The organism is Herbiconiux moechotypicola (genome assembly GCF_024979255.1).
GTDB lineage: Bacteria > Actinomycetota > Actinomycetes > Actinomycetales > Microbacteriaceae > Herbiconiux > Herbiconiux moechotypicola.
Map to the genome: position 1 here is coordinate 133,325 of NZ_JANLCN010000002.1, position 22,805 is coordinate 156,129.

24 protein-coding genes are annotated in these 22,805 nt (G+C 69.5%); 9 read left to right on the forward strand and 15 right to left on the reverse strand.

From position 1 onward, the window contains the following. Nucleotides 1-19: 19 nt before the first annotated feature. From N1031_RS03325 to N1031_RS03355, 7 genes are all read right to left on the reverse strand, one after another. Entirely contained in the window at nucleotides 20-1,066 is a 1,047-nt protein-coding gene (locus N1031_RS03325) for a hypothetical protein (protein WP_259478172.1), read from the reverse strand. Between the two features lie 310 nt (nucleotides 1,067-1,376). Next, a complete protein-coding gene (locus N1031_RS03330; RefSeq protein ID WP_259478173.1) occupies nucleotides 1,377-1,850 on the reverse strand; it encodes a hypothetical protein in 474 nt (157 codons plus the stop codon). Nucleotides 1,851-2,261: 411 nt separating this feature from the next. Further along, a complete protein-coding gene (locus N1031_RS03335) occupies nucleotides 2,262-2,900 on the reverse strand; it encodes a hypothetical protein (protein ID WP_259478174.1) in 639 nt (212 codons plus the stop codon). Between the two features lie 47 nt (nucleotides 2,901-2,947). Next, a complete protein-coding gene (locus N1031_RS03340; protein WP_259478175.1) occupies nucleotides 2,948-3,580 on the reverse strand; it encodes a hypothetical protein in 633 nt (210 codons plus the stop codon). Between the two features lie 67 nt (nucleotides 3,581-3,647). Continuing rightward, complete coding sequence (locus N1031_RS03345; protein WP_259478176.1) at nucleotides 3,648-3,995, reverse strand: hypothetical protein; 348 nt, start codon at nucleotides 3,993-3,995, stop codon at nucleotides 3,648-3,650. Beyond that, on the reverse strand, nucleotides 3,996-4,292 hold the full coding sequence (locus N1031_RS03350) for a type II toxin-antitoxin system Phd/YefM family antitoxin (protein ID WP_259478177.1): 297 nt from the start codon (nucleotides 4,290-4,292) through the stop codon (nucleotides 3,996-3,998). Between the two features lie 144 nt (nucleotides 4,293-4,436). Continuing rightward, a complete protein-coding gene (locus N1031_RS03355; protein ID WP_259478178.1) occupies nucleotides 4,437-4,754 on the reverse strand; it encodes a hypothetical protein in 318 nt (105 codons plus the stop codon). Between the two features lie 295 nt (nucleotides 4,755-5,049). Between N1031_RS03355 and N1031_RS03360 the strand changes: the two genes are divergently transcribed. The 6 genes from N1031_RS03360 to N1031_RS03385 all read left to right on the forward strand — a co-directional run bounded on the left by N1031_RS03360 (nucleotide 5,050) and on the right by N1031_RS03385 (nucleotide 10,136). Beyond that, a complete protein-coding gene (locus N1031_RS03360; protein ID WP_259478179.1) occupies nucleotides 5,050-6,096 on the forward strand; it encodes an ABC transporter ATP-binding protein in 1,047 nt (348 codons plus the stop codon). After that, the gene (locus tag N1031_RS03365; protein WP_259478180.1) at nucleotides 6,093-7,715 is read left to right on the forward strand and encodes an ABC transporter permease; all 1,623 of its coding nucleotides are present in this window, start codon (nucleotides 6,093-6,095) and stop codon (nucleotides 7,713-7,715) included. Before N1031_RS03360 ends, N1031_RS03365 begins: the two co-directional genes overlap by 4 nt. A gap of 153 nt (nucleotides 7,716-7,868) precedes the next feature. Continuing rightward, the gene (locus N1031_RS03370; RefSeq protein ID WP_259478181.1) at nucleotides 7,869-8,234 is read left to right on the forward strand and encodes a PadR family transcriptional regulator; all 366 of its coding nucleotides are present in this window, start codon (nucleotides 7,869-7,871) and stop codon (nucleotides 8,232-8,234) included. Beyond that, nucleotides 8,234-8,599 carry a DUF1048 domain-containing protein gene (locus N1031_RS03375; RefSeq protein ID WP_259478182.1) on the forward strand — a complete coding sequence of 122 codons (366 nt, stop codon included), beginning with the start codon at nucleotides 8,234-8,236 and terminating at the stop codon, nucleotides 8,597-8,599. The genes N1031_RS03370 and N1031_RS03375 overlap by 1 nt, the downstream gene beginning before the upstream one ends. Beyond that, nucleotides 8,596-9,375: an ABC transporter ATP-binding protein gene (locus N1031_RS03380; protein WP_259478183.1), complete on the forward strand. Its 780-nt coding sequence runs from the start codon at nucleotides 8,596-8,598 to the stop codon at nucleotides 9,373-9,375. Before N1031_RS03375 ends, N1031_RS03380 begins: the two co-directional genes overlap by 4 nt. Then, the gene (locus tag N1031_RS03385) at nucleotides 9,372-10,136 is read left to right on the forward strand and encodes an ABC transporter permease (protein ID WP_259478184.1); all 765 of its coding nucleotides are present in this window, start codon (nucleotides 9,372-9,374) and stop codon (nucleotides 10,134-10,136) included. The genes N1031_RS03380 and N1031_RS03385 overlap by 4 nt, the downstream gene beginning before the upstream one ends. Before the next feature lie 73 nt (nucleotides 10,137-10,209). Here N1031_RS03385 and N1031_RS03390 read toward each other — a convergent pair whose 3' ends face one another. Continuing rightward, nucleotides 10,210-10,683, reverse strand: a complete 474-nt coding sequence (locus tag N1031_RS03390; protein ID WP_259478185.1) for a hypothetical protein — start codon at nucleotides 10,681-10,683, stop codon at nucleotides 10,210-10,212. A 112-nt stretch (nucleotides 10,684-10,795) separates the two neighbouring features. Here N1031_RS03390 and N1031_RS03395 point away from each other — a divergent pair, with 112 nt between their 5' ends. Further along, nucleotides 10,796-13,354: a DUF4118 domain-containing protein gene (locus N1031_RS03395; RefSeq protein WP_259478186.1), complete on the forward strand. Its 2,559-nt coding sequence runs from the start codon at nucleotides 10,796-10,798 to the stop codon at nucleotides 13,352-13,354. Beyond that, complete coding sequence (locus N1031_RS03400) at nucleotides 13,351-14,046, forward strand: response regulator (RefSeq protein WP_259478187.1); 696 nt, start codon at nucleotides 13,351-13,353, stop codon at nucleotides 14,044-14,046. Before N1031_RS03395 ends, N1031_RS03400 begins: the two co-directional genes overlap by 4 nt. 25 nt (nucleotides 14,047-14,071) lie before the next feature. Here the strand turns inward: N1031_RS03400 and N1031_RS03405 are convergent, their stop codons facing one another. The 4 genes from N1031_RS03405 to N1031_RS03420 form a co-directional block, all read right to left on the reverse strand. Then, nucleotides 14,072-14,284: a hypothetical protein gene (locus N1031_RS03405; protein WP_259478188.1), complete on the reverse strand. Its 213-nt coding sequence runs from the start codon at nucleotides 14,282-14,284 to the stop codon at nucleotides 14,072-14,074. Nucleotides 14,285-14,299: 15 nt separating this feature from the next. Next, entirely contained in the window at nucleotides 14,300-15,139 is an 840-nt protein-coding gene (locus tag N1031_RS03410) for a RelA/SpoT-related domain-containing protein (protein WP_259478189.1), read from the reverse strand. A 66-nt stretch (nucleotides 15,140-15,205) separates the two neighbouring features. Continuing rightward, on the reverse strand, nucleotides 15,206-16,480 hold the full coding sequence (locus tag N1031_RS03415; RefSeq protein ID WP_259478190.1) for an alpha-hydroxy acid oxidase: 1,275 nt from the start codon (nucleotides 16,478-16,480) through the stop codon (nucleotides 15,206-15,208). Between the two features lie 8 nt (nucleotides 16,481-16,488). After that, nucleotides 16,489-17,352: a FadR/GntR family transcriptional regulator gene (locus tag N1031_RS03420; protein WP_310795662.1), complete on the reverse strand. Its 864-nt coding sequence runs from the start codon at nucleotides 17,350-17,352 to the stop codon at nucleotides 16,489-16,491. 73 nt (nucleotides 17,353-17,425) lie between these two features. On the opposite strand from N1031_RS03420, the gene N1031_RS03425 reads away from it, so the two are divergent. Further along, complete coding sequence (locus tag N1031_RS03425; RefSeq protein ID WP_259478191.1) at nucleotides 17,426-18,331, forward strand: EamA family transporter; 906 nt, start codon at nucleotides 17,426-17,428, stop codon at nucleotides 18,329-18,331. Nucleotides 18,332-18,424: 93 nt separating this feature from the next. On the opposite strand, the gene N1031_RS03430 is transcribed toward N1031_RS03425, so the two are convergent. From N1031_RS03430 to N1031_RS03440, 3 genes are all read right to left on the reverse strand, one after another. Beyond that, nucleotides 18,425-19,879 carry a rhamnulokinase gene (locus tag N1031_RS03430; protein WP_259478192.1) on the reverse strand — a complete coding sequence of 485 codons (1,455 nt, stop codon included), beginning with the start codon at nucleotides 19,877-19,879 and terminating at the stop codon, nucleotides 18,425-18,427. Between the two features lie 158 nt (nucleotides 19,880-20,037). Next, entirely contained in the window at nucleotides 20,038-21,204 is a 1,167-nt protein-coding gene (gene rhaI, locus N1031_RS03435) for an L-rhamnose isomerase (RefSeq protein WP_259478193.1), read from the reverse strand. Nucleotides 21,205-21,261: 57 nt separating this feature from the next. After that, nucleotides 21,262-22,776 (reverse strand): FGGY-family carbohydrate kinase, encoded by a 1,515-nt coding sequence (locus N1031_RS03440; protein ID WP_259478194.1) that lies wholly within the window; start codon nucleotides 22,774-22,776, stop codon nucleotides 21,262-21,264. Nucleotides 22,777-22,805: the final 29 nt, after the last annotated feature.

Consider the following 22,805-nt stretch of genomic DNA (forward strand, 5'->3'; position numbering starts at 1 on the left):
GCACTCCGCACGATCGCCGCTATGGTCGCTCCCGCAGGATCAATTCGCCTGAAGACTTTCGCAGTTGATCCATGTGCGTCGACTGCGCAGGATCAAGGGGCCGAAAACCGGTCGGAACGGGCTGAGCAATCGGGAGTTCGAGTAGCACTTCGGGGAGCTGAAGTGCTAACGCGGCAAAGCGGTATGACCGCACTCCTTTGGTGCTCACGAATCCGACTACGACAGTATCGAGATCGATCCTCGCCAGTTCGACGGGCTCGCCCTCATCCGATTTGCTCTCCCAGAACACCAACGCTCCACCCTCAACAGTTGCAAGCCAGAACAAGCGACCACCGAGATACACGCTTGGCACCTTCGACTGCGAGAACGTTGCAAGTACAGCCGCGGTTTCGGGAGTGTTCATGACGATGAAACCGCGCTCAAACAGCTCCTTCGCAATCTTCGAATCGGATCGGGATCGGAGCATCCAGATGGCACCGACTCCTGTCACGACGATGGGCCCCCAGACGAGCCGGAAGACCGCGCTCGACGACCATGTGTCCAGCGACAACCCTCCGACCAACAGGCTGACCGAAGCGGGAACGATGTACGACAGCACGACCCCCACGATGAATCCCCAGCGCCGTTGGTTCGAGTGCACGGGCGATCTCCTCGAGCGCACGATCGATAGTCCGCTCTGACGTTTCAGAGCGATTGCCTCGGCTCTTCGCGCACGCCTGGTCGCAGGTGAGAGCCGCGGAGTACCCGCTTCGCGAATCACGTACCCGGTGCGCGGATCCACTTCGTCCAGATGAAAGTAGCCCACCGGGCTCGTTGTGTACCCGTTCGCAATCTCGGACTTCACCTTCTTCTCCAAGCGATTCACGGCGAACCAGACGAGGCCAACCCCAAAACCTGTCGTTGCCAAGGCCGCAAGAGCCAAGGGATTGTTCTGGATGACGACCTTGCCGCTCACGATCGCGAGCATCGCAAGTGCGAGGAAGATTGCAACAATCACAATGCCCACGATCATGAGCCTGTACCACGCGATTGAGCTGAGCCCTGGCACTTGTTTCACGAGCTTCATGTGGCTACCCCGCGTTTCCCGAGAACGACGTGTACGCGTCGATGTCGATACCCGTGTCAAGATAGCCCACTCCTGGCCCTGCCCCTGCCCCTGCCGCTGCCCCTGCCCCTGCCCCTGCCGAGATTCCCAACAGAGCGAAACGGAGTGCATGCGGGCACCCATCTCGATCGTGGCGATGGTTGAGGCGTGCCCGTACAGCTTCGAGTTCGCGCCCTGGCGCCGGGGCCACTCGTAACTACACGGACGCCGTTCGCGGCTGTCTTCATATGGATCTGTCCCTCAGCAGTCACGTCCTTGCCGCACAATCCACTTACGGGCAAGGAACGTCGGATAGCGATCCGTCAGAGAGAAGCCAGGTGCTCGAATCGACAGGGACGTCTGCGCTGAGGAACGCGGCCCTCATTGGGGGCTCCATGTAGTTCTCGTCACGATCCCAGATGGTGACTTCGATCACCATTCCGGGTGTGGGGGTGAACGGCGTGGCGTAGGAAACCCACTCCTCCGGATATCGCGAGGGTGAAAGCACATCCCCCTTGGTGAGCTCCGCGTCGTGGCCGGCATTCCAATACCCGCCCACCGTGGTCGCGGTTGATCCTTCTCGACTGATGGAGACAGAGATCCCACTCGACTTGAAATCGGCGCACACGGCGATCTGCAGTTCATCCCCTACAGCTCGCACCGCGAGCTTGTCATAGTCCGTGTAGCTGCACGCCGCTAGCAACATGGCGGCCGCTGCTACGCCGACGACCTCTCCGAGCCTCCGAAGAACTATCACGCGCACCATCTCGAACGCACACCGAACAGCTTCAACACAGAGCCGACCCCGCCTTGCAGTGCGAGAGCGGTCTCGCGCCCCCTGCGCTGCCCCTGAGCACTGTAGAGGGAATATAGGGTGCTAGAACCGACGAGCACAAATCTTGAACACAGAGTTCATTTTCGCTTCGCACATGAAAGGTCATACTCAGACTTTAATGATGTTTCGTCGCTTTTATGAGGGGCCGGCACGTTGACGCTCTCGCGCATCGGCGAGACCAAAGCTCGTCGGCACAATCGTCTGAGCAGGCGCGCCGGTTTTCGCGCATCCTGAACACGCCGAACCCAGAGAGTGCGACGCCCCGTGAACTGCGAGATCGCGCTGGCCACCCGACGGTCGGCCATTTCCCGACCGAAGCCAGCAATCCGCCAGGCGTCACGACTAGCCCGGCAAGAGGCCGTTTATCAGTTCCTTCAGGAGTGGAGCCTGGTCTGACTTCTTGAGCACCGACATCCCGGTGATGCCTGCCCCGTTCGGCGCGACGAACAGGTCACCTTCCGGATCGGCGAGCGAAATGCGGATGCCGGGGAAGGTCGCGCCCCGCTCGTACCTGATAGCTGGCTCGATGCTTGATATCTGTTCGGCCCGAACAGCGAAGATGCGGCGATAGCGGCTCCAGCCGTACCAGAATTCGAGTCTGCGTCCGTCGGCGACCACGGTGTAGTAGCGGGGCAAGAACCGCTCCGCAGGCTCTCCGTCCAATCGCTCCAGTCGGCGCAGGAATCGCAGTGTCGGGGAACCCGCGGCGAATCCGAAGACCACCGCATCCGTGTATCTGCGGGCGAGTGAACTGTCCCGTCGGCGAGCAGCCACAAGCACAGGCGTCACGGCGAGCGCGATCACGACACCGAGGAGGATGGCTCCGCCGACGGTCGTGATAGCCGCGCGGACGGCCTCCGGCCAGTCCGCCGCTGGGAGGCTTTGTGCGAGTACGAGTGCCCCGAGTCCACCGATTCCCGCCATGGCGAAGCACAAGACGACGAGCAGTGCTCGTGCTCTCGCTCGTCTCTTCTCACTCACGGGCAACGGCACTTCACCGACTCTCCTTGCAGTCCTCACGAAAGACCTCAGATTTTGGCACTCAGTGAATACAGTGCAGCCACGTCGTGAGCTAGATGCGCGACGTTTCTCTTGCTGGCAGTCAAGTATCCTGTCGGGCCGCGGACGACGAACGAGATCGTGTGCACTCCGTCCTCGGTGGCGACGTCGATATCGATGGTGTTGAACGGCCAGATGCCGTCACTAGTCCTGCCCACAGACACGCGCTCGATGGAGGTTCGCTCTACACTCCCGGTCAGTGCTCCCCGACCCGACCCGTGCCAGATCTGAATGTCGTCGACATCGAAGACCACGAGAAACTGCATGAACGGTGGGCGCCCTCGAGCGAGCGCCTTGCGAAGGGGTTCGCTCGATTCCAGAACACTCTTGAAGGCAGGCGACGAGCCGCTTCGGACGATGATGGCCGCGGGCCGTTCGCGGCGAATCCTCTTCGCCGCGCCGTAAGCCCAGAGCGAGATGAGGAAGAACAGCAGGAACGCAGAGGCCCAGATGACGAGTGACCATCCCAGGATGAAGCGCCAACGCTCTATGCCTTCACCGGGCGGGCCGCCGCGGAGGTTCACGATCGTGAATCCGATGCCGCCGAGCACGACGAGACCGATGCCAATGAGATACGTGCCAGGCGACCTATTCCCGGTCATTGTGTCCGGCTCCACATCCCGAAAGCTCCATCTGGATGGCTAATGCCGTCCGCACCGAGGCTGGCGATCATCCGTCGACCCGGCCGAGACGCACCGCCGCACGCAGATACGCCTCCAGCCCCTGTCGTCGACCGACGGCCACCGCCTCGACTGCAACCGCCTGGACCTCGTTGGGTGTAAATCGATAGACCAATCGAAAGCGCGGCTTGCGTGACCCGTCGGGATCGAAATAGAGCTTGAAGCAGTCGCCGAGGTCACCGGTTACGGCTCGCTCCTCGAGCGCCACCCCGCGCACGCGACCCGAGCGAACGTGCACGAGCATGTCGATCGCCATCTTCCGGGTCGCCAGGTCTGGCAGGTCGTTGATGTCGTCCTGGAATCCCGCCAGCGCGACGAGTGCGAGCTTGCGCCCCATCTACTCGTAATCGGCGGGATCGAGACCGATCGAGGCGGCCACCTCGGAGAGTGGAGTCACCGGACCAGCGGCGGATCGCGCACGAACGATCTCAGCGATCTCGAGGTCTTCAATCGCTGGCAGCAGCCGCGCGTACAGCTCGAAGGGGATGACGACGGCCTCAGGCTTGCGGTGCGACCCGAAGATCACCGGCGCGGCCAACTCCTTCTCGACGCGAAAGCGCCTGAGAACGGCCGGCAGTTGCTCGCGCACCTCACTGCTGGGCCACACGAGAGGCACCGAATTGGAGATCGACATGAAATGATCATAGTTTCCGTGCACTAAGTTGTACATATTATTGTGGATAAAGATGGATGCTTTAGCGCGACGGGCTGCGGTTATTCGAGGTGGCACGCAGCGAGAGTAGCCCGTATATGACTCTTCGTCACTATCGATCCCAGCCTACGATCGCCACCCAGTCGGGCTCGGCACCAATGAAGTCCCCGGAACCATCGGCTCCTCTACGAATGTCTCCATCGTCGCGGATTCGTCGCCCGAGGAGTAGGCGCAGGACCACTCCCAGCGACGGTCTGCCCGGTTCGGGTTGTCGGCGACAGTCTGACCGGTCACGACGAATCCGGTCGGAACGGTATTCACGGCGATCTCGTCGGACAACACGAGCACGGGGATCTCATTCGGCCAGTCCTCTGCCATTTCCAGCGCAAGCTCGCCACACGCTTTCGCTGGCAGCGGGAACTCGCCGGAGTAGTCGACGGCCACCCCATCTCTAGACTCGACACCCACGCATCACTGGCAGCCGAGAAGGATGGCCCCGCCGAACACCGAAACCACGATCGCCCGCCGCCATGTCACGCGCATCCCCCCTCGAACCCACGACGTCGCTCATCAAACCACTTCCGCGTCGGCGGAGTAAGTTCTGCATAGGAATCCGGGGTGGCGAGCGCTTATACGGCTTGCCACCCCGGACTCTTATGCAGAAGTTACACGCGCCCGCCCCAGCGAGCACGCACGATCCACCTTCCGCCGCGGCGGCACGCGGGTGTAGCTTCGCCGCATGGAGACGGTGGTGCGCACCGAGGCCCTGCGCAAACGGTACGGCCGCTCGGCCGCGCTCGACGGCCTCGACCTCGAGGTCGCCCATGGCGAGGTGCACGGCTTTCTCGGACCCAACGGCGCCGGCAAGTCGACCACCATCCGCATCCTGCTCGGCCTGGCCCGCGCGAGCGGCGGCACCGCGACCGTGCTCGGCGGCGACCCGTGGCGGGATGCGGCACGCCTGCACCGGAGGATCGCCTCCGTGCCCGGCGACGTGAGCCTCTGGCCCAACCTCTCGGGCGGCGAAGCGATCGATCTGCTCGCCCGGCTCCGCGGGGGCGCAGCGGCCCGCAGCGACACCTACCGCCGCGAGCGACAGCGCCTCGTCGACGCCTTCGAGTTCGATCCGCGCAAGAAGGGCCGCGCCTACTCCAAGGGCAACCGGCAGAAGGTCGCGCTCATCGCCGCCTTCGCGCTGCCCGCCGAGCTCTACGTGTTCGACGAACCCACGAGCGGACTCGACCCCCTCATGGAGCGCGTCTTCCAGCGCGAACTCGCCAGGGTGCGGGATGCGGGGGCGAGCGTGCTGCTCTCGAGCCACATCCTCTCGGAGGTGGAGCAGCTGTGCGACCGGGTGAGCATCATCCGCGCCGGTCGCGTGGTGGAGACGGGCACCCTCGACGAGCTACGCCATCTCACGCGCACCGAGGTGTCGTACGCGGCGGCCCCGGATGCGCGGGGCCCGACTCCAGGCGCGGAGGCAAGTGCGGCATCGGATGCGCACGAGGCGGTCGCAGCGATTGCACCGGAGGCGGACGGCGCGATCGCAGCCGCGGAGCGCATCCCCGGCGCCCACGACGTGACGGTTTCCGACGGACGGGTGCACCTCACCCTCGACTCCGACGCGGTCGCCGCCGCCCTCCCCGCGCTCGCGGCGCTCGGCGTGCGCGGGCTCCGCATCGAGCCGCCGTCGCTCGAAGAGCTTTTCCTGCGTCACTACGGCGAGCATCCGGCCGACACCTCTGTCGAGGGCAGAGACCCCGCCAAAACCACCACCCACCCATGACCGGCTTCCTCCCCCTCCTCGCCCTGCGCATCCGGCGCGACGCCACCCAGCTCACCCTTTGGATCGTCGGCACCGCCGCCCTCGCCGGCCTCAGCTACGTCGGCGTCACCGGCTCCTACGGCACCGAACAAGACCGCGCCGCCCTGCTCGCCGCCGCCGTCGCGAACCCCGTCATCCTCCTCTTCCGGGGTCTGCCCTCGGGAGCCGGCGAGGGCGCGTTCCTGGGGTTCCTCATCCTGCCGTTCCTCGCGATGCTCGCCGCCTTCATGAGCAGCTTCCTCGCCGTGCGCCACACCCGCACCGAAGAGGAGCAGGGCCGCGCCGAACTCGTCGGCGCCACCGCCGCCGGGCGCATCGCCCCGCTCGCCGCCACGGTCGCGCACGCGGTGCTCGCCAACCTCGCACTGGCCGTGCTCTGCACGCTCGCCCTTCTCGCGACGGGGCTCGGGATGCGCGGTGCCATCACCTCAGGCCTGGCCACCGCCGCCGCCGGGGTCGCCTTCTTCGCCCTCACGCTCCTCGCCGCCCAGCTCGTGCGCACCTCGCGCTCCGCGAACGCGGCGGGGGTGTGGATGATCGTGGTCACCTTCGTGCTGAGCGGCATGGGCAACGCGGCCGGCACTCCGAGCACCGACGCCACCCGGATCGAGAGCGGGTGGCTCGCGTGGGTGTCGCCGTTCGGCTGGATCGAGAACACCCGGCCGTACGCGAGCGACGACCTCGCCCCGCTGGCGCTGTGCATCGGGGTGCTGGTGCTCGGGTTGGGGGCGGCGTTCGCGCTGCAGGCCGGGCGTGACGTAGGCGGGAGCCTGCTGCCCGAGCGGCGCGGGCGTGCGAGGGCGAGCGTCGCACTGGGCAGCGGACTCGGGCTCGCGTGGCGGCTCAGCCGGGGTGCGGTGCTCGGGTGGGCGGTCGGCGGGCTCCTCACGGGCGTCCTGGCGACGCGGCTGTCGGCGGTGCTCGATCAGGTGAGCACCGAGATCCCGTCGGTGGCGCAGCTGACAGAGGCGCTCGCGCGGGGCGGGTCGCTCGAGCAGGCCGCCGTGGTCATCTTCTTCACGATGCTCGGGGTGCTCGCGTCGTGCTGTGCGGTGCAGGCCGTGTGCCGCGCGCGGCAGGAGGAGGTGCACGGTACGGCCGAGCCCGTGCTCTCGGCCGCGGTGGGGCGGGTGCGGTGGCTGGAGGCGTATCTCGTGGTGGCCGCCCTCGGGATGGTGGCGACGGTGGCGGCGGGTATGGTTGGGGCTCTCGCGGGGATCGCGTCGCTGCCCGAGCCCGACTGGTCGCTCACCGAGACCGTGGTCGTGACCGCGGGCGGGCAGGTGCTGGCGGCGGGGGTGTTCCTCGCGGTGACGGCGGTGGTGTTCGTGCTGGTGCCGCGCGTCACGGTGCCGGTGGGGTGGGCGCTCGTGGTGGTCGGGATGCTGCTGGGGCTGTTCGGGCCGCTGTTCGGGTTTCCGGAGTGGCTGGTCGATGTGTCGCCGATCGCGGTGGCGCCGACGGTGGCGGGCGACTCCGTCGAACTGCGCGGGGCGGTGTGGCTGGGGGTGGCCGTGGTCGCGGGGGTGGGCGGCGCGCTCGTGCTGATGCGGCGACGGGAGCTCGCGCCCGCGGACTGAGCGGGGCACCGCTCGCCTGCCGAGCCCGCCCGATCGGCTGGGTGACGTGTGTTGCGGACGGCTTCGGCGCATCCTGTACTCGGTCTTGCCAAGTAGTGGTACTCGGCGTTACTATCTAGCGGTAGTCAGCATCACCGAGTAGAGAGGGCCGCGATGGCGAAACTGATGACCGAGATGCTCAAGGGCACGCTCGAGGGCATCGTGCTGGCGATCCTCGCCGAGCGTCCGGCGTACGGGTACGAGATCACGGTGCGCCTGCGCGACGAGGGGTTCAGCGACATCGTGGAGGGCACCGTCTATGCCCTGCTCGTGCGGGTGGAGCAGCGCGGGCTGGTCGACGTGGAGAAGGTGCCCTCCGAGAAGGGCCCGCCGCGCAAGGTCTACTCGCTCAACACCGCCGGGCGCGGGTACCTCGACGAGTTCTGGGCCAGCTGGTCGTTCCTCGCCGCGCGCATCGACGCGCTCGCACCCACCGCCCCCACACCCGCACCCCGCGCCACGATCGAAGGAGACCACTGATGGCCGCGAAATGGATCGAGTTCCTCACCGGATCGCTCGAGCAGAAGAAGCAGTACCGACAGGCGATGGCGCGCATGGAGTCGCTGCCCGCCCCCTACCGCGACTCCGCGAAGGCCCTGCACCGCTACTTCATGTACGCGGGCGGACTCACCGACGGCGACGTGCTCGTGACGATGGTGGTCGACCACGTCGACCTCTGGGAGCGCGCGGCCGTCGACGGCACCCCGGTGCACGAGATCGTCGGCGACGACCCGGCCGAGTTCGCCGAGACCTTCGTGCGCTCCTACGCCGGATCGCAGTGGATCGACAAGGAGCGGGCACGGCTCGTCGCCGCGATCGAGGCCGCGGAGAGGATCGGCTCATGAGCGGGGCAGCTGCCGCCACGCTCACCCGGCCGGCCATCCGCATCCGGGGTCTGGTGAAGTCTTTCAAGGGTGTGGAGGTGTTGAAGGGCGTCGACCTGGAGGTGGCGCCCGGCAGCATCGTGGCCCTGCTCGGCTCGAACGGGGCGGGCAAGACGACGCTGGTGCGCATCCTGTCGACCCTGCTGCGCGCCGATGCCGGAGAGGCCGCCGTGAACGGGCACGAGGTGTCGGCCGAGGCGGCGGCCGTGCGCGAGCAGCTGAGTCTCACGGGGCAGTTCGCCGCTGTGGACGAGGTGCTGAGCGGGCGCGAGAACCTCGTGCTCATCGCACGGCTGCGGCACCTGCCCGACCCCGGGTCGATCGCCGACGATTTGCTCGATCGGTTCGGGCTCACCGAGGCCGGGCGGCGGCGCGCCGGCACCTACTCGGGCGGGATGCGGCGCAGGCTCGACATCGCGATGAGCCTCATCGGCGATCCGGCGGTGATCGTGCTCGACGAGCCCACCACGGGCCTCGACCCGCAGGCGCGGCTCGACGTGTGGGCGACCGTGCGGCAGCTCGCCGCCGGCGGCACGACCGTGCTGCTCACCACGCAGTACCTCGACGAGGCCGAGCAGCTCGCCGACCGGATCGCGATCCTGCACGAGGGCGTCATCGTGCACGAGGGCACGCTCGCCGAGCTCAAGGCACTGCTGCCGCCGGCGCGGGTGGAGTACGTGGAGAAGCAGCCCACCCTCGAAGAGGTCTTCCTCGCGTTGACCGGAGGTGCACGATGAGCACGCTCGCACTCGCCGACACCGCCGCCCTCACGGGCCGGTCGCTGCGGCACATCCTGCGTAGTCCCGACACCATCGTCACCACCGCCGTCACGCCCGTCGCCCTCCTGCTGCTGTTCGTCTTCGTGCTCGGCGGGGCGATCGACACCGGGTCGGCGGGTTCGTACATCGACTACCTGCTCCCCGGCATCCTGCTCATCACCGTGGCTTCGGGCGTCGCATACACCTCGTACCGACTGTTCCTCGACCTGCAGGGCGGCATCGTCGAGCGGTTCCAGTCGATGCCGATCGCCCGGCCCAGCGTGCTGTGGGCGCACGTGCTCACCTCGCTGGCGGCCAACCTCGCCGCCGTCGCGATCGTGACGGGGGTGGCGCTGCTGTTCGGGTTCCGCAGCGGGGCGTCGGTGCTCGCGTGGCTGGCGGTGGCGGGCATCCTGGTGCTCTTCACGCTCGCGCTCACCTGGATCGCCGTGGTCGCCGGCCTCACCGCGAAGAGCGTCGACGGGGCGAGCGCGTTCAGCTACCCGCTCATCTTCCTGCCGTTCATCAGCTCGGCGTTCGTGCCGACGGACTCGATGCCGGGGCCGGTCGCGTGGTTCGCCGAGAACCAGCCGGTCACGTCCATCGTCGACACGCTGCGGGCGCTGCTCGCGGGCACCGCCGTGGGGCCGGAGATCTGGGTGGCGCTGGCGTGGCTCGTGGGGATCGGAGCGGTGGCGTACGGGGCGGCCGCGGTGCTGTACCGGCGGCGGATGCGGTGAGCTGTCGGCCAGAAGTCGAGCTCGGGGTGCGGCTGGTGGTGTCTCCGATACCAGTTCAGCGAGTGCAGGAGGGTCATGCCACCGCCCTCCCCCGCAGGTGACGGCAGCACACCGCGCCGCGGCAGGGGACCGAGACGAGGTCGCCCGCACGCACATCGGCGGGCAGCACCATGGCGCCGTTCCCGACGGCGAACGCGGTGGCCCTCCGCGTCGACGCCCTGCCGATCAACCGGGCCTCGTCGAAGTGTGCGGCGACCTCCGAGAGCTCGGCGTCGAGCACGAGCATCCCGTCGCCCGTCACCTCGAGCACCTTCGTCACGACGACCGACGCCTGCTCCCGGTCGGAGGGGCGCCCGCCCGATCCGGGCACCACCGCGGCGGCGACGTGCACGCAGGGCGTCTCGCAGATGTCGACGAGGCGCCGCAGCGAGACACCGCCCACGACCACGTCGTCGACCGTGGGGTGCGTCTGCTCCGGCCAGCGGTCGAGCGCGATCGGGTCGGGGAGGGTGGTGCGCAGGCTGGGGAGGATCGTCGTGAGTGTCACATCCGGAGGTCTACGCCGCGGCCGTCGGCCGCACGGCGATCCTCACGGAATCCGAACGGCGGCGGGCCCGAATCCTGACGGGATGCGCCCCGCTCGCGGTTAGTGTGAGGTCGTGAAGCAGGGACGGCTGAGAGTGCTGCTCGGCGCCGCGCCGGGTGTGGGCAAGACCTACACCATGCTCGAAGAGGGCCGGCGCCTCAAGTCGGCCGGCCGCGACGTGGTGATCGCCGTGGTCGAGACCCACGGGCGCGCGGCGACGAAGGCGATGACACTCGGCCTCGAAGCGGTACCGAGGCGCCTCGTTCAGCACCGCGGCGTCTCCCTCGACGAGATGGACCTCGACGCCGTCATCGCCCGCGCCCCCGACGTGGCCCTCGTCGACGAGCTCGCCCACACCAACGCGCCCGGCAGCCGGCACGAGAAGCGCTGGCGCGACGTCGACACCCTCCTCGACGCCGGCATCGACGTCATCACGACGGTGAACATCCAGCACATCGAGTCGCTGAACGACGTCGTCGAGCAGATCACGGGCGCGCCGCAGCGCGAGACGGTTCCGGATGCGGTGCTGCGGGCCGCGGATCAGATCGAGGTCGTCGACCTGGCCCCGCAGGCGCTCCGCGACCGCCTCGCCGAGGGTGTGGTGTACCCGGCCGCGCGCATCGATGCCGCGCTCTCGAACTACTTCAGGCTCGGCAACCTCACGGCGCTGCGCGAGCTCGCCCTGCTCTGGCTCGCCGACGAGGTCGACTCCGCCCTACAGAAGTACCGCGCCGAACACGGCATCGGCGAGAAGTGGGAGGCCAGGGAGCGCGTCGTCGTGGCGCTCACCGGCGGGCCCGAGGGCGAGACGCTCATCCGGCGCGGGGCCAGGATCGCCGCCCGCTCCGCCGGGGGTCGTCTCGCCGCGGTGCACGTGGTGAGCCAGGACGGGCTGCGCGGCCCCGACCCGCGCGCGCTCGCGGCGCAGCGCACCCTGGTCGAATCCCTCGGCGGCACCTATCACCAGATCGTCGGCGACGACATTCCCGAGGCCCTCGTGCAGTTCGCCCGCAGCGCGAACGCCACGCAGCTCGTCATCGGGGTGAGCCGCCGCTCGCGCCTGGCCGCGCTGCTCACGGGTCCCGGCATCGGGGCGACCGTCGTCCGCGAGTCCGGCGACATCGACGTGCACATCGTCACGCACTCCGCCGCGGGTGGCCGGTTCGCCCTGCCCCGGCCGCACGGGTCTCTGACTCTGAGGCGGCGCATCCTGGGCTTCGCGCTCGCGCTGGCGGGCGGGCCGCTGCTCACGTGGTTGCTGACCGTCTTCAGGTCGGGCGAGTCGATCACCTCCGACGTGCTGAGCTACCAGCTGCTCACCGTGGTGGTGGCGCTCGTCGGCGGCATCTGGCCGGCGCTGTTCGCGGCGGTGCTCAGCGGGCTGACTCTCGACTACTTCTTCGTCGACCCGCTCTACACGGTGACGGTCGACGAGCCGCTGCACCTGCTCGCGCTGGTGCTCTACGTGGTGATCGCGGTGCTCGTGTCGATCGTAGTCGACCAGGCCGCGCGACGGATGCGGGCGGCGCGACGGTCGTCGGCCGAGTCGGAGCTGGTGGCGAGCGTGGCGGGCGAAGTGCTGCGGGGGCGGGATGCGCTGCAGGCGTTCGTGACGCGCACCCGCGAGGCCTTCGGGCTGACCGAGGTGCGGCTCGCGGTGGCGGGGCAGGAAGTCGCGTCGGCCGGGGAGGAGACGGCCCCGGATGCGGATGACCCGGATGTGGATGACCCGGATGCGGGTGACCCTGATTCCGGAACGAGAGACGGTGCCGCGGCGGCGCACGGGATGCGGGTGGACCGGGTGCCGGTGAACGACACGGCGGTGCTCGAGCTGGTGGGGCGGCCACTGCGATCGAGCGACCGACGGCTGCTCGCGGTGATCGTGGCGCAGCTCGCCTCGGCGCTCGAGCAGGCCGACCTCGAACAGGCCGCGCGCGAGATGGCACCGCTCGCCGCCGCCGACCGGGTGCGCAGCGCCTTGCTCGCAGCGGTGGGGCACGACCTGCGCCGCCCCCTCGCGGCCGCGACCGCCGCGGTCACCGGGCTCCGCGCATCCGGTTCTTCGCTCTCGGCCGCCGACCGCGACGAACTGCTCGACACCGCGGAGACGGGACTGCGGTCGCTCACCGAGCTGCTCACCGACCTGCTCGACGTGAGCCGTGTGCAGGCCGGTGTGCTCGCCGTCACCCCGCAGAGCGTCGATCTCGCCGACCTCGTTCCGTCGACGCTCGACGAGCTCGGAGTCGGGCCCGACTCCGTCGAGATCGATCTGCCCGCCGAGCTGCCGGCCGTCGTCGCCGACCCGGTGCTGCTCGAGCGGGTACTGGTGAACCTGCTCTCGAACGCGCTCCGGTACTCGCCGGCGGGCGAGCGGGTCGTCGTGGCCGCCTCCGAGTTCCACGGCTCGGTGCAGATCAGGGTGATCGACCGGGGGCCGGGGGTGGTGGCCGAGCGGCGCGACGACATCTTCCTCCCGTTCCAGCGGTCGGGCGACACCGACAACACGACCGGTCTCGGATTGGGGCTGGCGCTCTCCCGCGGTTTCGTGGAGGGTATGGACGGCACGCTCGAGTTCGAAGAGACCCCCGGCGGAGGTTCGACGATGGTCATCACCCTCAGGGCCGCGTCGTGAGAATCCTCATCGCCGACGACGACCCGCAGATCCTGCGCGCCCTCCGGGTGACGCTCGGCGCGCTCGGGCACGAGGTCGAGACCGCCGCCGACGGGCGGGAGACGATCGCGGCCGCGGCCGCGCATCCCCCCGACCTGCTCGTGCTCGACCTCGGCATGCCCGAGCTCGACGGGGTGGAGGTGATCAAGGCGGTGCGCGGGTGGTCGGCCGTGCCCATCCTCGTGGTGTCGGGGCGCACCGACTCGGCCGACAAGGTCGACGCGCTCGACGCGGGGGCCGACGACTACGTGACGAAGCCGTTCGCCATCGACGAACTGCTCGCGCGCGTGCGTGCACTCACCCGGCGCACACCGGCCGCCTCGACCGCGCCGGCGCCCGTGGTGACGATCGGCGACGTGACGATCGACCTCGCCGCGCACCTCGTGACGCGGGAGGGGGTGCGCGGGTCGGTGCGGTTGACGCCGACGGAGTGGAAGATCCTCGAGCTGCTCGTGCGCAACCCGCACCGGCTCGTGACGCACGCCGACCTGTTCACGCAGATCTGGGGAACGGCCGACGTGCGGGAGACGGGGTACCTGCGCCTCTATATAGGGCAGCTGCGCAAAAAACTCGAGGCCGACCCGTCGCGGCCGGTGCACATCCTCACCGAGGCGGGGATGGGGTACCGGTTCGAGGCCGACCCGGGGGCGTGAGTGCGGTTCTCGGAGCGGCCCCGCGTCAGCTGCGCTGGAGCTCGTGTCCGGCGAAGTACCGGGCATGGGTGCGACGGACGGTCTCGAACGAATCGCTGTTCAACGAGACGATCTCCACATCGTCATCGACTCGAGCGTCTTCTCGCTTCAGCCTCTCGAGAAGCGCATCACGATGACCATCGGGTCCGGGGAACTCCTGAACCGACCACTCCCCGCTCCGGCGGTGGTACTCGACCACGAATCCAGGCATCGGCTAGCCCTCTCCTTCATGTCGCATTCCCGCGAACGCTCTCTCCATAGCATTGATCTGGGTGCGCAGTTCGTGTTGCATCTGGAGGACGGTCGCTCGGAGCGACTCCAGACTACCGCCTGCTTCCTCATCGGAGCCTGATCGAAAGAACGCCTCCGCGCGTGGCGTCTTCTGCTTCTGGGCGATGTTGAGTTCCAGGAGATGAATCTCATTCCTCTGGCGCTCGATGCTCCGCACCCTGTCGTAGGAGAGCTCCTGCAGTTGCTCCACTAGAGTGCGGGCCGGCTCTTCGCGCGGCACCTGTCCATAGCGAATACCCCTGCCCAGCACGTCGGCCGCACGCTCGTACATGTTCGCCCACTCGCCTTGCAGAGTCGTCCGTACCTGCACTTCTACTCTGCCTGTCGTCTGGATCCAGACATGCACGGCCCGATAGCCCGAGTGGTGCGCATCCCGCAGGTCGTGGATGTATTCCGACTCGGGCCGCAACCCGAACACGCCCGCGATCGCCACTGCGACCGCCATCTGCTCGTCGAGAGTCATGTCGGCCTCGAACCTGACGCCCGCGATGTCCTGCACCCGGTGCAGAGGGATCGACTCCTCTCGCCGTAGCTTCTGCACGAGGGTGTCTCTCGTCTTTCCGCGAGAGGTGATGTTCGGCGTACGGGTGTCGAGGAGACTGCTCCAGTCGAGGTCTCGGATGCTCTTCTGCACGCTGGCGGCAAGCTCGTTGTACCAGAGCATGACGTCGACATAGTTCGGAAGAGTCGCCGGTACCTCTCGATCATGTTTGAGGCACGTGCCGAGGCGCCGCAGCTGGCTGTCGCTCCAGGGCCTCGTCATGAAGGGAGGTTACCTCATCTTAGGCCCTGAGGAGAGGCTACTTTGGTGCGCCGCAGCAGGGGCGGGTCAGGCGCCGGCGCGCTCCGCGGCCGCGAGGGCGGCGGGCGACACCGCGCGCGGAACGAGGCGCTCGAGCTGCGTCACGTGCGACGGGTTCAGCTCTTCGAGCGCGTTCACCCCGAGCAGCCGCATCGTGCGCGTGATCTGCTCCGACAGGATCGCGATCATGCGGTCCACACCCTCGCGCCCGCCGGCCATCAGTCCGTACAGGTACGCCCGCCCCACGAGCGTGAACCGCGCCCCCAGCGCCACCGACGCCACGATATCGGCGCCCGACATGATGCCCGTGTCGAGGTGCACCTCGTAGTCCTTACCGAACTCGCGCGCCACCTCGGGCAGCAGGTGGAACGGGATCGGCGCCCGGTCGAGCTGCCGCCCACCGTGGTTCGAGAGCGTGATGCCGTCGACCCCGAGCTCGGCGAGCCGCCGTGCGTCGGCGAGCGACTGCACGCCCTTCACCACGACCTTGCCCGGCCACTGCTCCTTGATCCACGCGAGGTCGTCGAAGGTGACCGTGGGGTCGAACATCGAGTCGAGCAGTTCGCCCACGGTGCCCGACCAGCGGTCGAGCGACGCGAAGGACAACGGCTCGGTGGTGAGGAAGTTGATCCACCACTCCGGCCGCGGGATGGCGTTGATGACGGTTCCCGCGGTGAGCTGCGGCGGGATGGAGAACCCGTTGCGCTTGTCACGCAACCGCGCGCCCGCGACCGGCACGTCGACCGTGACGAGCAGCGTGTCGAACCCGGCCGCCGCCGCGCGCTCGACGAGCGCCATCGAGCGCGGCCGGTCCTTCCACATGTAGAGCTGGAACCAGTTGCGCCCCGTCGGGTTGGCCGCTTTCACGTCTTCGATGGCGGTCGTGCCCATGGTCGACAGCGAGAACGGGATGCCCGCCGCACCGGCCGCACCGGCGCCTGCGACCTCGCCCTCGGTCTGCATCATGCGCGTGAACCCCGTCGGCGCGATGCCGAACGGCATCGACACGGGCGCGCCGAGCACGTCCCACCCGGTCGAGACCGTGGAGACGTCGCGGAGGATCGACGGGGTGAACTGGATGTCCTCGAACGCCTGCCGCGCCCGCTGCAGGCTGATCTCGGCCTCTGCCGCGCCCTCGGTGTAGTCGAAGGCGGCTTTCGGCGTGCGGCGCTTCGCGATGGCCCGCAGGTCCCACACCGTGAGCGCCGAGTCGAGCCGGCGCTTCTTCGCGTTGAGTTCGGGCGCCTTGAACTGCATGAGCGGGGCGAGGTCTTTGATCTTCGGGATTCTGCGCTGAACCATGGGGGCTCCTAGTCGGTGGTCGGGGTGTGGGGTGGAGATGCGACGAGGGTCTCGGCGTGGTACTCGAGGATGTGCGCGCGCACCAGCGCGCTCGCGAGTGCGGGATCTCCCGCAGCGACGGCGTCGACGACGGCTCGGTGCTCGGCCTGGAGCCGAGCACGCGTGACAGGCCACGAGGGCAGTGAGTCCGCACCGGCACGCACGTAGGACTCGATCGAGTCGCGGAGCCCGGTCATCATCGCCGCGATGACCGCGTTGCCGGATGCGTCGGCCAGCGCCGCGTGGAAACCCTGGTCGAGCGAGAGGAACTCGTCTCGCAGCTCGCCCTCGCGCGCGCCGGCGCCGTCATCCGTGCCGACCGCGCCGACCGCCTCCATCGCAGCCAACAGCTCGCGGACGGGAGCCAGCAGGGAGTCGGACTCCGCATCCGCATCCGCCACCCGCACCGCGAGCGCAGCCACGATCTCCGACTCGAGGGCCACGCGCGCCGCCACCACGTCGGGCACCGAGAACCCCTGCGCCGCCACCTGCAGCCGCAGGAATACCGCCATGCCGCCGGAGGGGCGCGCGACGATGACCGCGCCCGACTGCGGGCCCGAGCCTGTGCCGGTGCGGATGAGGCCCATCACCTCGAGCACGCGCAGCGCCTCCCGCACCGAGGAGCGGCCGACACCGAGTTCGACGGCGAGCGTGCGTTCGGCGGGCAAGTGGTCGCCGGGGGCGAGGGCGCCCGACACGAGATCGGCCTCGATGCGGCGGAGCACGGTCTCCCACGCGCGACCGCCGCCGTGGATGTCGGCCGGCGACGCTGAAATCAGCCCCGCATCCGGAGCAGCGGCGAGAGCACGCGCCGACACCGACCGATCGCTCACCGCGCCTCCTCCTGTGGTCTGACCATGTGGTCCGACCACAGTACCACGCCCTCGCCGGGCGATACTAGGAGCGATGTCCCGCCCCACGATCCCCGCCCCGCTGCTCGCCGTCGCCGCGATCTTCAGCGTGCAGTTCGGCAACGCCTTCGCGGGATCCTTCTTCGCCCAGGTCGGCCCGCTGGGCGCGGCGGCGATGCGACTGGCCTTCGCCGCCGTCATCCTCGTGGCGGTCGTGCGCCCGTCGCTGCGGGGGCGGGATGCGCGCACCTGGCTCGGCATCGTGCTGCTCGGCGTCGGACTGGCCGGCATGAACTGCCTCATCTATCTCGCGATCGCCGAGATCCCGATCGGGGTCGCCGTCACCGTCGAGCTGTTCGGCCCGCTCGCGGTCGCGGCCGCGGGCATCCGGCGCCCCCTCGACGCCCTCTGGGTGCTGCTGGCCCTCGGCGGTGTCGCTCTGCTCGGTCTCGAGTCGAGCGGCGGACTCTCGCTCGCCGGGCTCGCGCTCGCGGCGGCGGCCGCGGCGTTCTGGGCGCTCTACATCGTGGCGTCGTCGAAACTCGGCCCGCGGGTGCAGGGCGTCGACGGCATCGCGCTCGCGATGGTGGTCGCCGCGGTGATCGTCGTTCCGCTCGGCGCGGTGCCCGCGACGACGGCGGTGGTCGGCGCGCCGTGGCTGCTCGCCGTGTTCGCGGGAGTGGCGCTCGTGACCTCGGCGGTGCCCTACGCCCTCGAGTTCATCGCCCTGAAGTCCATGCCCGCCCGCGTGTTCGGCGTGCTCTCCAGCCTCGGGCCAGCCGTCGCCGCCCTCGCCGGCCTCCTCGTGCTGCACCAGCTGCTCACCCTCCCGCAGCTCGCCGCCATCGCCCTCGTCATGGCCGCCTCCATCGGCGTCGTGCTCACCGCCCGCCGCCGCGGTGCCCCACCCGCCGATCCCCCGCTCACCGCATCCGAACCCTCCCCCACCCCCCAGCTCTGACCCATCCCAATCCCTCACGATCCGCCAGAAAGTCTGCACATTCGCGCCTTCATCGAAGGATTTCTGGCGGATCGCGGGGTGGTGCCGGGCGCGTCAGCGCGCGGGGCGCGGGAGGTACCGGCGCGGCGGGTGGGTGCGCGCAACGAGGGCGCGGAGCGCCTCGAGCGAGCCCGACACGAGCCCCCGAGCGCGGGCCTGCACCAGCACGTTGCCGATCGCGGTCGCCTCCACCGGCCCGGCGAGCACGGGCAGCCCCGTGCGGTCGGCGGTCAGCTGGCACAGCAGCTCGTTCTGCGAGCCGCCACCCACCACGTGCACCACCGACACCGCGGCGCCCGACAGCTCGACCGCCGTACGGATCGACACGGCATACGCCTCCGCGAGGCTCTCCAGGATGCTCCGCACCACTTCGGCCCGCCCCGACGGCGCCCGCAGACCCCGCGACCCGAACCACCCAGCGATCCGCCCCGGCATGTCCCCCGGCGCGATGAACACGGGGTCACCCGCCGCGAACACTCCCACCGGATGCGCGACCGCCGCCGCCTGCGACAGCAGCGTCGGCAGGTCGAGGGACTCGCCGCCCTCCCGCTCCCAGGTGCGCACCGACTCGCTCAGCAACCACAGCCCCGACACGTTCTGCAAGAACCGCACACGCCCGTCGACGCCGCCCTCGTTGGTGAAGTTGGCCTCCCGGCTGGCGTCGGTGACCACCGGATGCTCTAGCTCCACACCCACGAGCGACCACGTGCCGCTCGAGATGTACGCGAAGTCGGGCGCCGTCGCAGGTACGGCCACCACGGCCGACGCCGTGTCGTGCGACCCGATCGCGATGACGGGCAGCGACGGCCCGGCAGCACCAGCGCCCGCGCCCGACCCCAGCCCGAGCTCCGCCCGCACCGACGGCAGCAGCTCCCCCACCACAGCGCCCGGCCGCACCAGCGGCGGAAACAGCCGCCTCGGCAATCCGAGCCGCGCGATCAGCCCCTCGTTCCACTCCCCCGTCGCCACATCCACGAGCCCCGTGGTCGACGCGTTCGTCGCCTCGGCCCGCCTCTCCCCCGTGAGCTGGAACGCCAGCAGATCGGGCACGAGCAACGCGGTGTCGGCCGCATCCAGCCACCCACCGTCGCGATCGGCCGCGAGCTGGTACAGCGTGTTGAACGGCAAGAACTGCAGCCCGTTGGCCCGGTACAGCTCCTCGAACGGCGCCACCTCGTGCACGAGCTCCACTCCCCGAGCCGTGCGGTCGTCCCGGTAGTGGAAGGGCGCCCCGAGCATCCGGTCACCGCGCAGCAGCGCGTAGTCGACCGCCCAGGAGTCGATGCCGATGCTGCTGACCCCCGGCTCCTCGCGCACCGCCGAGGTGAGCCCGGCGATCACGCTGCGGTACAGCTCCAGGATGTTCCAGTGCAGCCCGTCGACCGTGCGCACCGGCTGGTTGGGAAACCGGGCGACGGGCACGAGCCGCATCTCGTCGTGCCCCACGTAGCCGAGCATCACCCGGCCGCTGGTGGCTCCGAGGTCGACGGCGGCGACCGCGGCGGTCATCGGCGGGGCTCCGGATGCGGGAGACGGCTGGTCATCGGCGGCTCGCTGTCATGAGGGGAGAGGGATGAGGGAGACACGGTGTGAGAGGAAGAGGATTCCGCCGTGCCACCCACCACAGCGCACGGCGGAAATCGAGGAGGGGCGCAGAGCCCCGCGGGCTACGCGCCCCAGCCGGCCTGCACGCCACCGGCGCGCTCGGCCACGATCTTCTCCTGGTAACCGGAGGCCTTGAACGCCGCGATCGGATCGGCCGGCAGCTCGCGCGACTCGCGCCAGGCGGCGAGGTCGGGGCGCACATCCGTGTAGAAGGCGTCCATGAGGATGGCGTTGGCACCGAGCACGTCGTTGGCGTTCTGCGCCTCGAGCAGCGCGGCGCGGTCGACGAGGAGGGCGCGGGCGGTCATCTCCTGCACGTTGAGCACGCTGCGCAGCTGACCGACGATCTTCTCCTCGATGTTGTGGCACTGGTCGAGCATGAAGGCCACGGGCGAGTCGACGTCGTAGCCGCCGCCGCGCACCACCTCGTAGAGGATGCGGAACAGCTGGAACGGGTCGGCCGAGCCGACGATGAGGTCGTCGTCGGCGTAGAAGCGGGAGTTGAAGTCGAAGGAACCGAGCTTTCCGAGCCGCAGCAGCTGCGCCACGATGAACTCGATGTTCGTGCCCGGCGCGTGGTGACCGGTGTCGAGGCAGGTGAACGCCTTGGGGCCGAGCGCGGTCACGTGCGCGTAGGAGGTGCCCCAGTCGGGAACATCGGTGTGGTAGAACGCCGGCTCGAAGAACTTGTACTCGAGCACGAGACGCTGCTCGTCGCCGAGCGCGTCGTAGATCTCGCGCAGCGACTCGGCCAGCCAGTCCTGCCGCGAGCGGATGTCGCCCTGACCCGGGTAGTTGGTGCCGTCGGCGAGCCAGATCTTGAGGTCGCGCGAGCCCGTCTGGTGCATGATCTCGATGCACTCGAGGTGGTGGTCGATCGCCTTGCGGCGCACCGAGGCCTCGCCCGAGCTCAGCGAGCCGAACTTGTAGGCCTCGTCTTGGAAGGTGTTGGAGTTGACGGTGCCGAGGTCGACCCCGAGGTCGTTGGCGTAGGAGCGCAGGGCGGCGTAGTCGTCGACCTTGTCCCACGGGATGTGGATGGCCACCTTCGGGGCGAGGCCGGTGTAGGCGTTCACCTGGGCCGCGTCGGCGATCTTCTCCTCGGGCGTGCGCGGGGTGCCGGGGGTGCCGAACACGCGGAAGCGGGTTCCCGAGTTGCCGAAGGCCCAGCTGGGCAGCTCGATGGCCTGCCGCTCGAGCTCGGATGCGATGTCACTGAACTGCACCATTGGAATTCCTTTGCATCATGGCCGTGGACCGTTCCGCAGCCGAAATGAATCGTTTCACTATACGATCGGGCCCCCGGATGCGCAAGCGATCCGCTCGCAGAACACGAGATAGCGGCGCTCGAGTTCGGCGCTGAGGCGCTCGTCGGGGTCGACCTCGGTGCGCACGCCCGAGAAGCGCTCGGCGATCTCGGCGAGGGTGCCCGCGCCCGGCAGCGCCGAGGCCGCCAGCGCCGCCGCTCCCCGCACACTGCCCGCACCCTCCACCACCACGACCGGGCAGGCGAGGGCCGAGGCCCGGATGCGGTTCCACAGCGCGCTGGCCGAGGTGCCGCCGGCGAGGTGGTGGCGGCTCTGCTCGACGCCGAGGGCCGCGAGTCGCTCGAGTCCGAGGCGCTCGACAAAGGCGACCCCCTCGAACACCGCACGGAAGCGCTCGACCGGCGTCGCCGCATCCCGCGCATGGCCGTGGAGGTCGGCCGAGAACCCCGCGAAGGCCGGGTCGGCGACCGGGAAGCGCTCGCCCCGTCGCGCCAGCGGGTAGGTGACCACGGGCGCCGGGCCGAGAGCCTCGATGGCGGCGGCGACCACCGGGTCGGCGGGGTCGATGCCCTCGGTGAGACCGGTGCGCAGCACTCCGGCACCGGTGTTGGAGGCGCCGCCCGGCCAGAACAGGCCGTCGGGCGAGCCGTGGGAGTAGATGCCCGCGGCAGTGTCGATCACCTCGTGGGCCGAGACGGCCTTGAGCACGAGAGTGGTGCCGAGCACGCCGACGGTGTCGCCGGCCGCGACGGCGCCGGTGGCGATCTGGCCGGTGGAGCCGTCGGTCATGCCCGCCACGATGAGCACACCCTCGGGGAGGCCGAGTGTGCCGGGGTCGGCGACTTCGCCGATGACGGTGCCGGGTCGCAGGAGGTCGGGCAGCACCTCGCGGGGGAGGTCGAGGGCGGCGAGCGCCGCGTCGTCCCAGGTGGCGGTGACCGGGTCGATGCCGCTCTTCAGCGCGTGCGAGGTGTCGGACGGGAGCAGGCGCCCGGCGAGCGCCGCGGCGACGATGTCGGGGGTGAAGAGGTAGCGAGCGGGGAGGCCGTCGGAGGGCAGCACACCAGGAGCGGCGAGCGCGCGAGCGGCGGGTGAGGGCGCACGCTGCGCCACAGCCTCGGTGTGCATCCAGGAGGCGCGGGCGAGCGCGGCCAGCGGGCGGCGGGTGAGGCCCGCCTCGGCGAGCCGGCGGAGCTCGGCGGCCCCGCGCGGATCGTCGTAGAGCACGGCGTCGCCGAGCGGCCGGCCCGCGTCGTCGGCGGGGACCACGGTGCCCGAGGTGCCCGTGATCGAGAGCGCCCGCACCTCACGGGCGCGGCCACCGAGGTCGTGCGCCACCGCCGCGACGAGGTCGCGCGCCAGATCACCGTGCCGTGCGGGCTGCTGCCGCGCTCCCGGCTCCGCACCGGGCTCGCCGGCCGCGCGCACGGGCAGCGGCGCCTTGCGCTCGGCGAGCGCCGCCCCCGTCTCCACGTCGACGGCCTGCACCCGCACGTCGGCGGTGGCGAGGTCGATGCCCAGTACGACGGTCACGGGCGGCTCCCCGCAGTCCCGGCAGAACC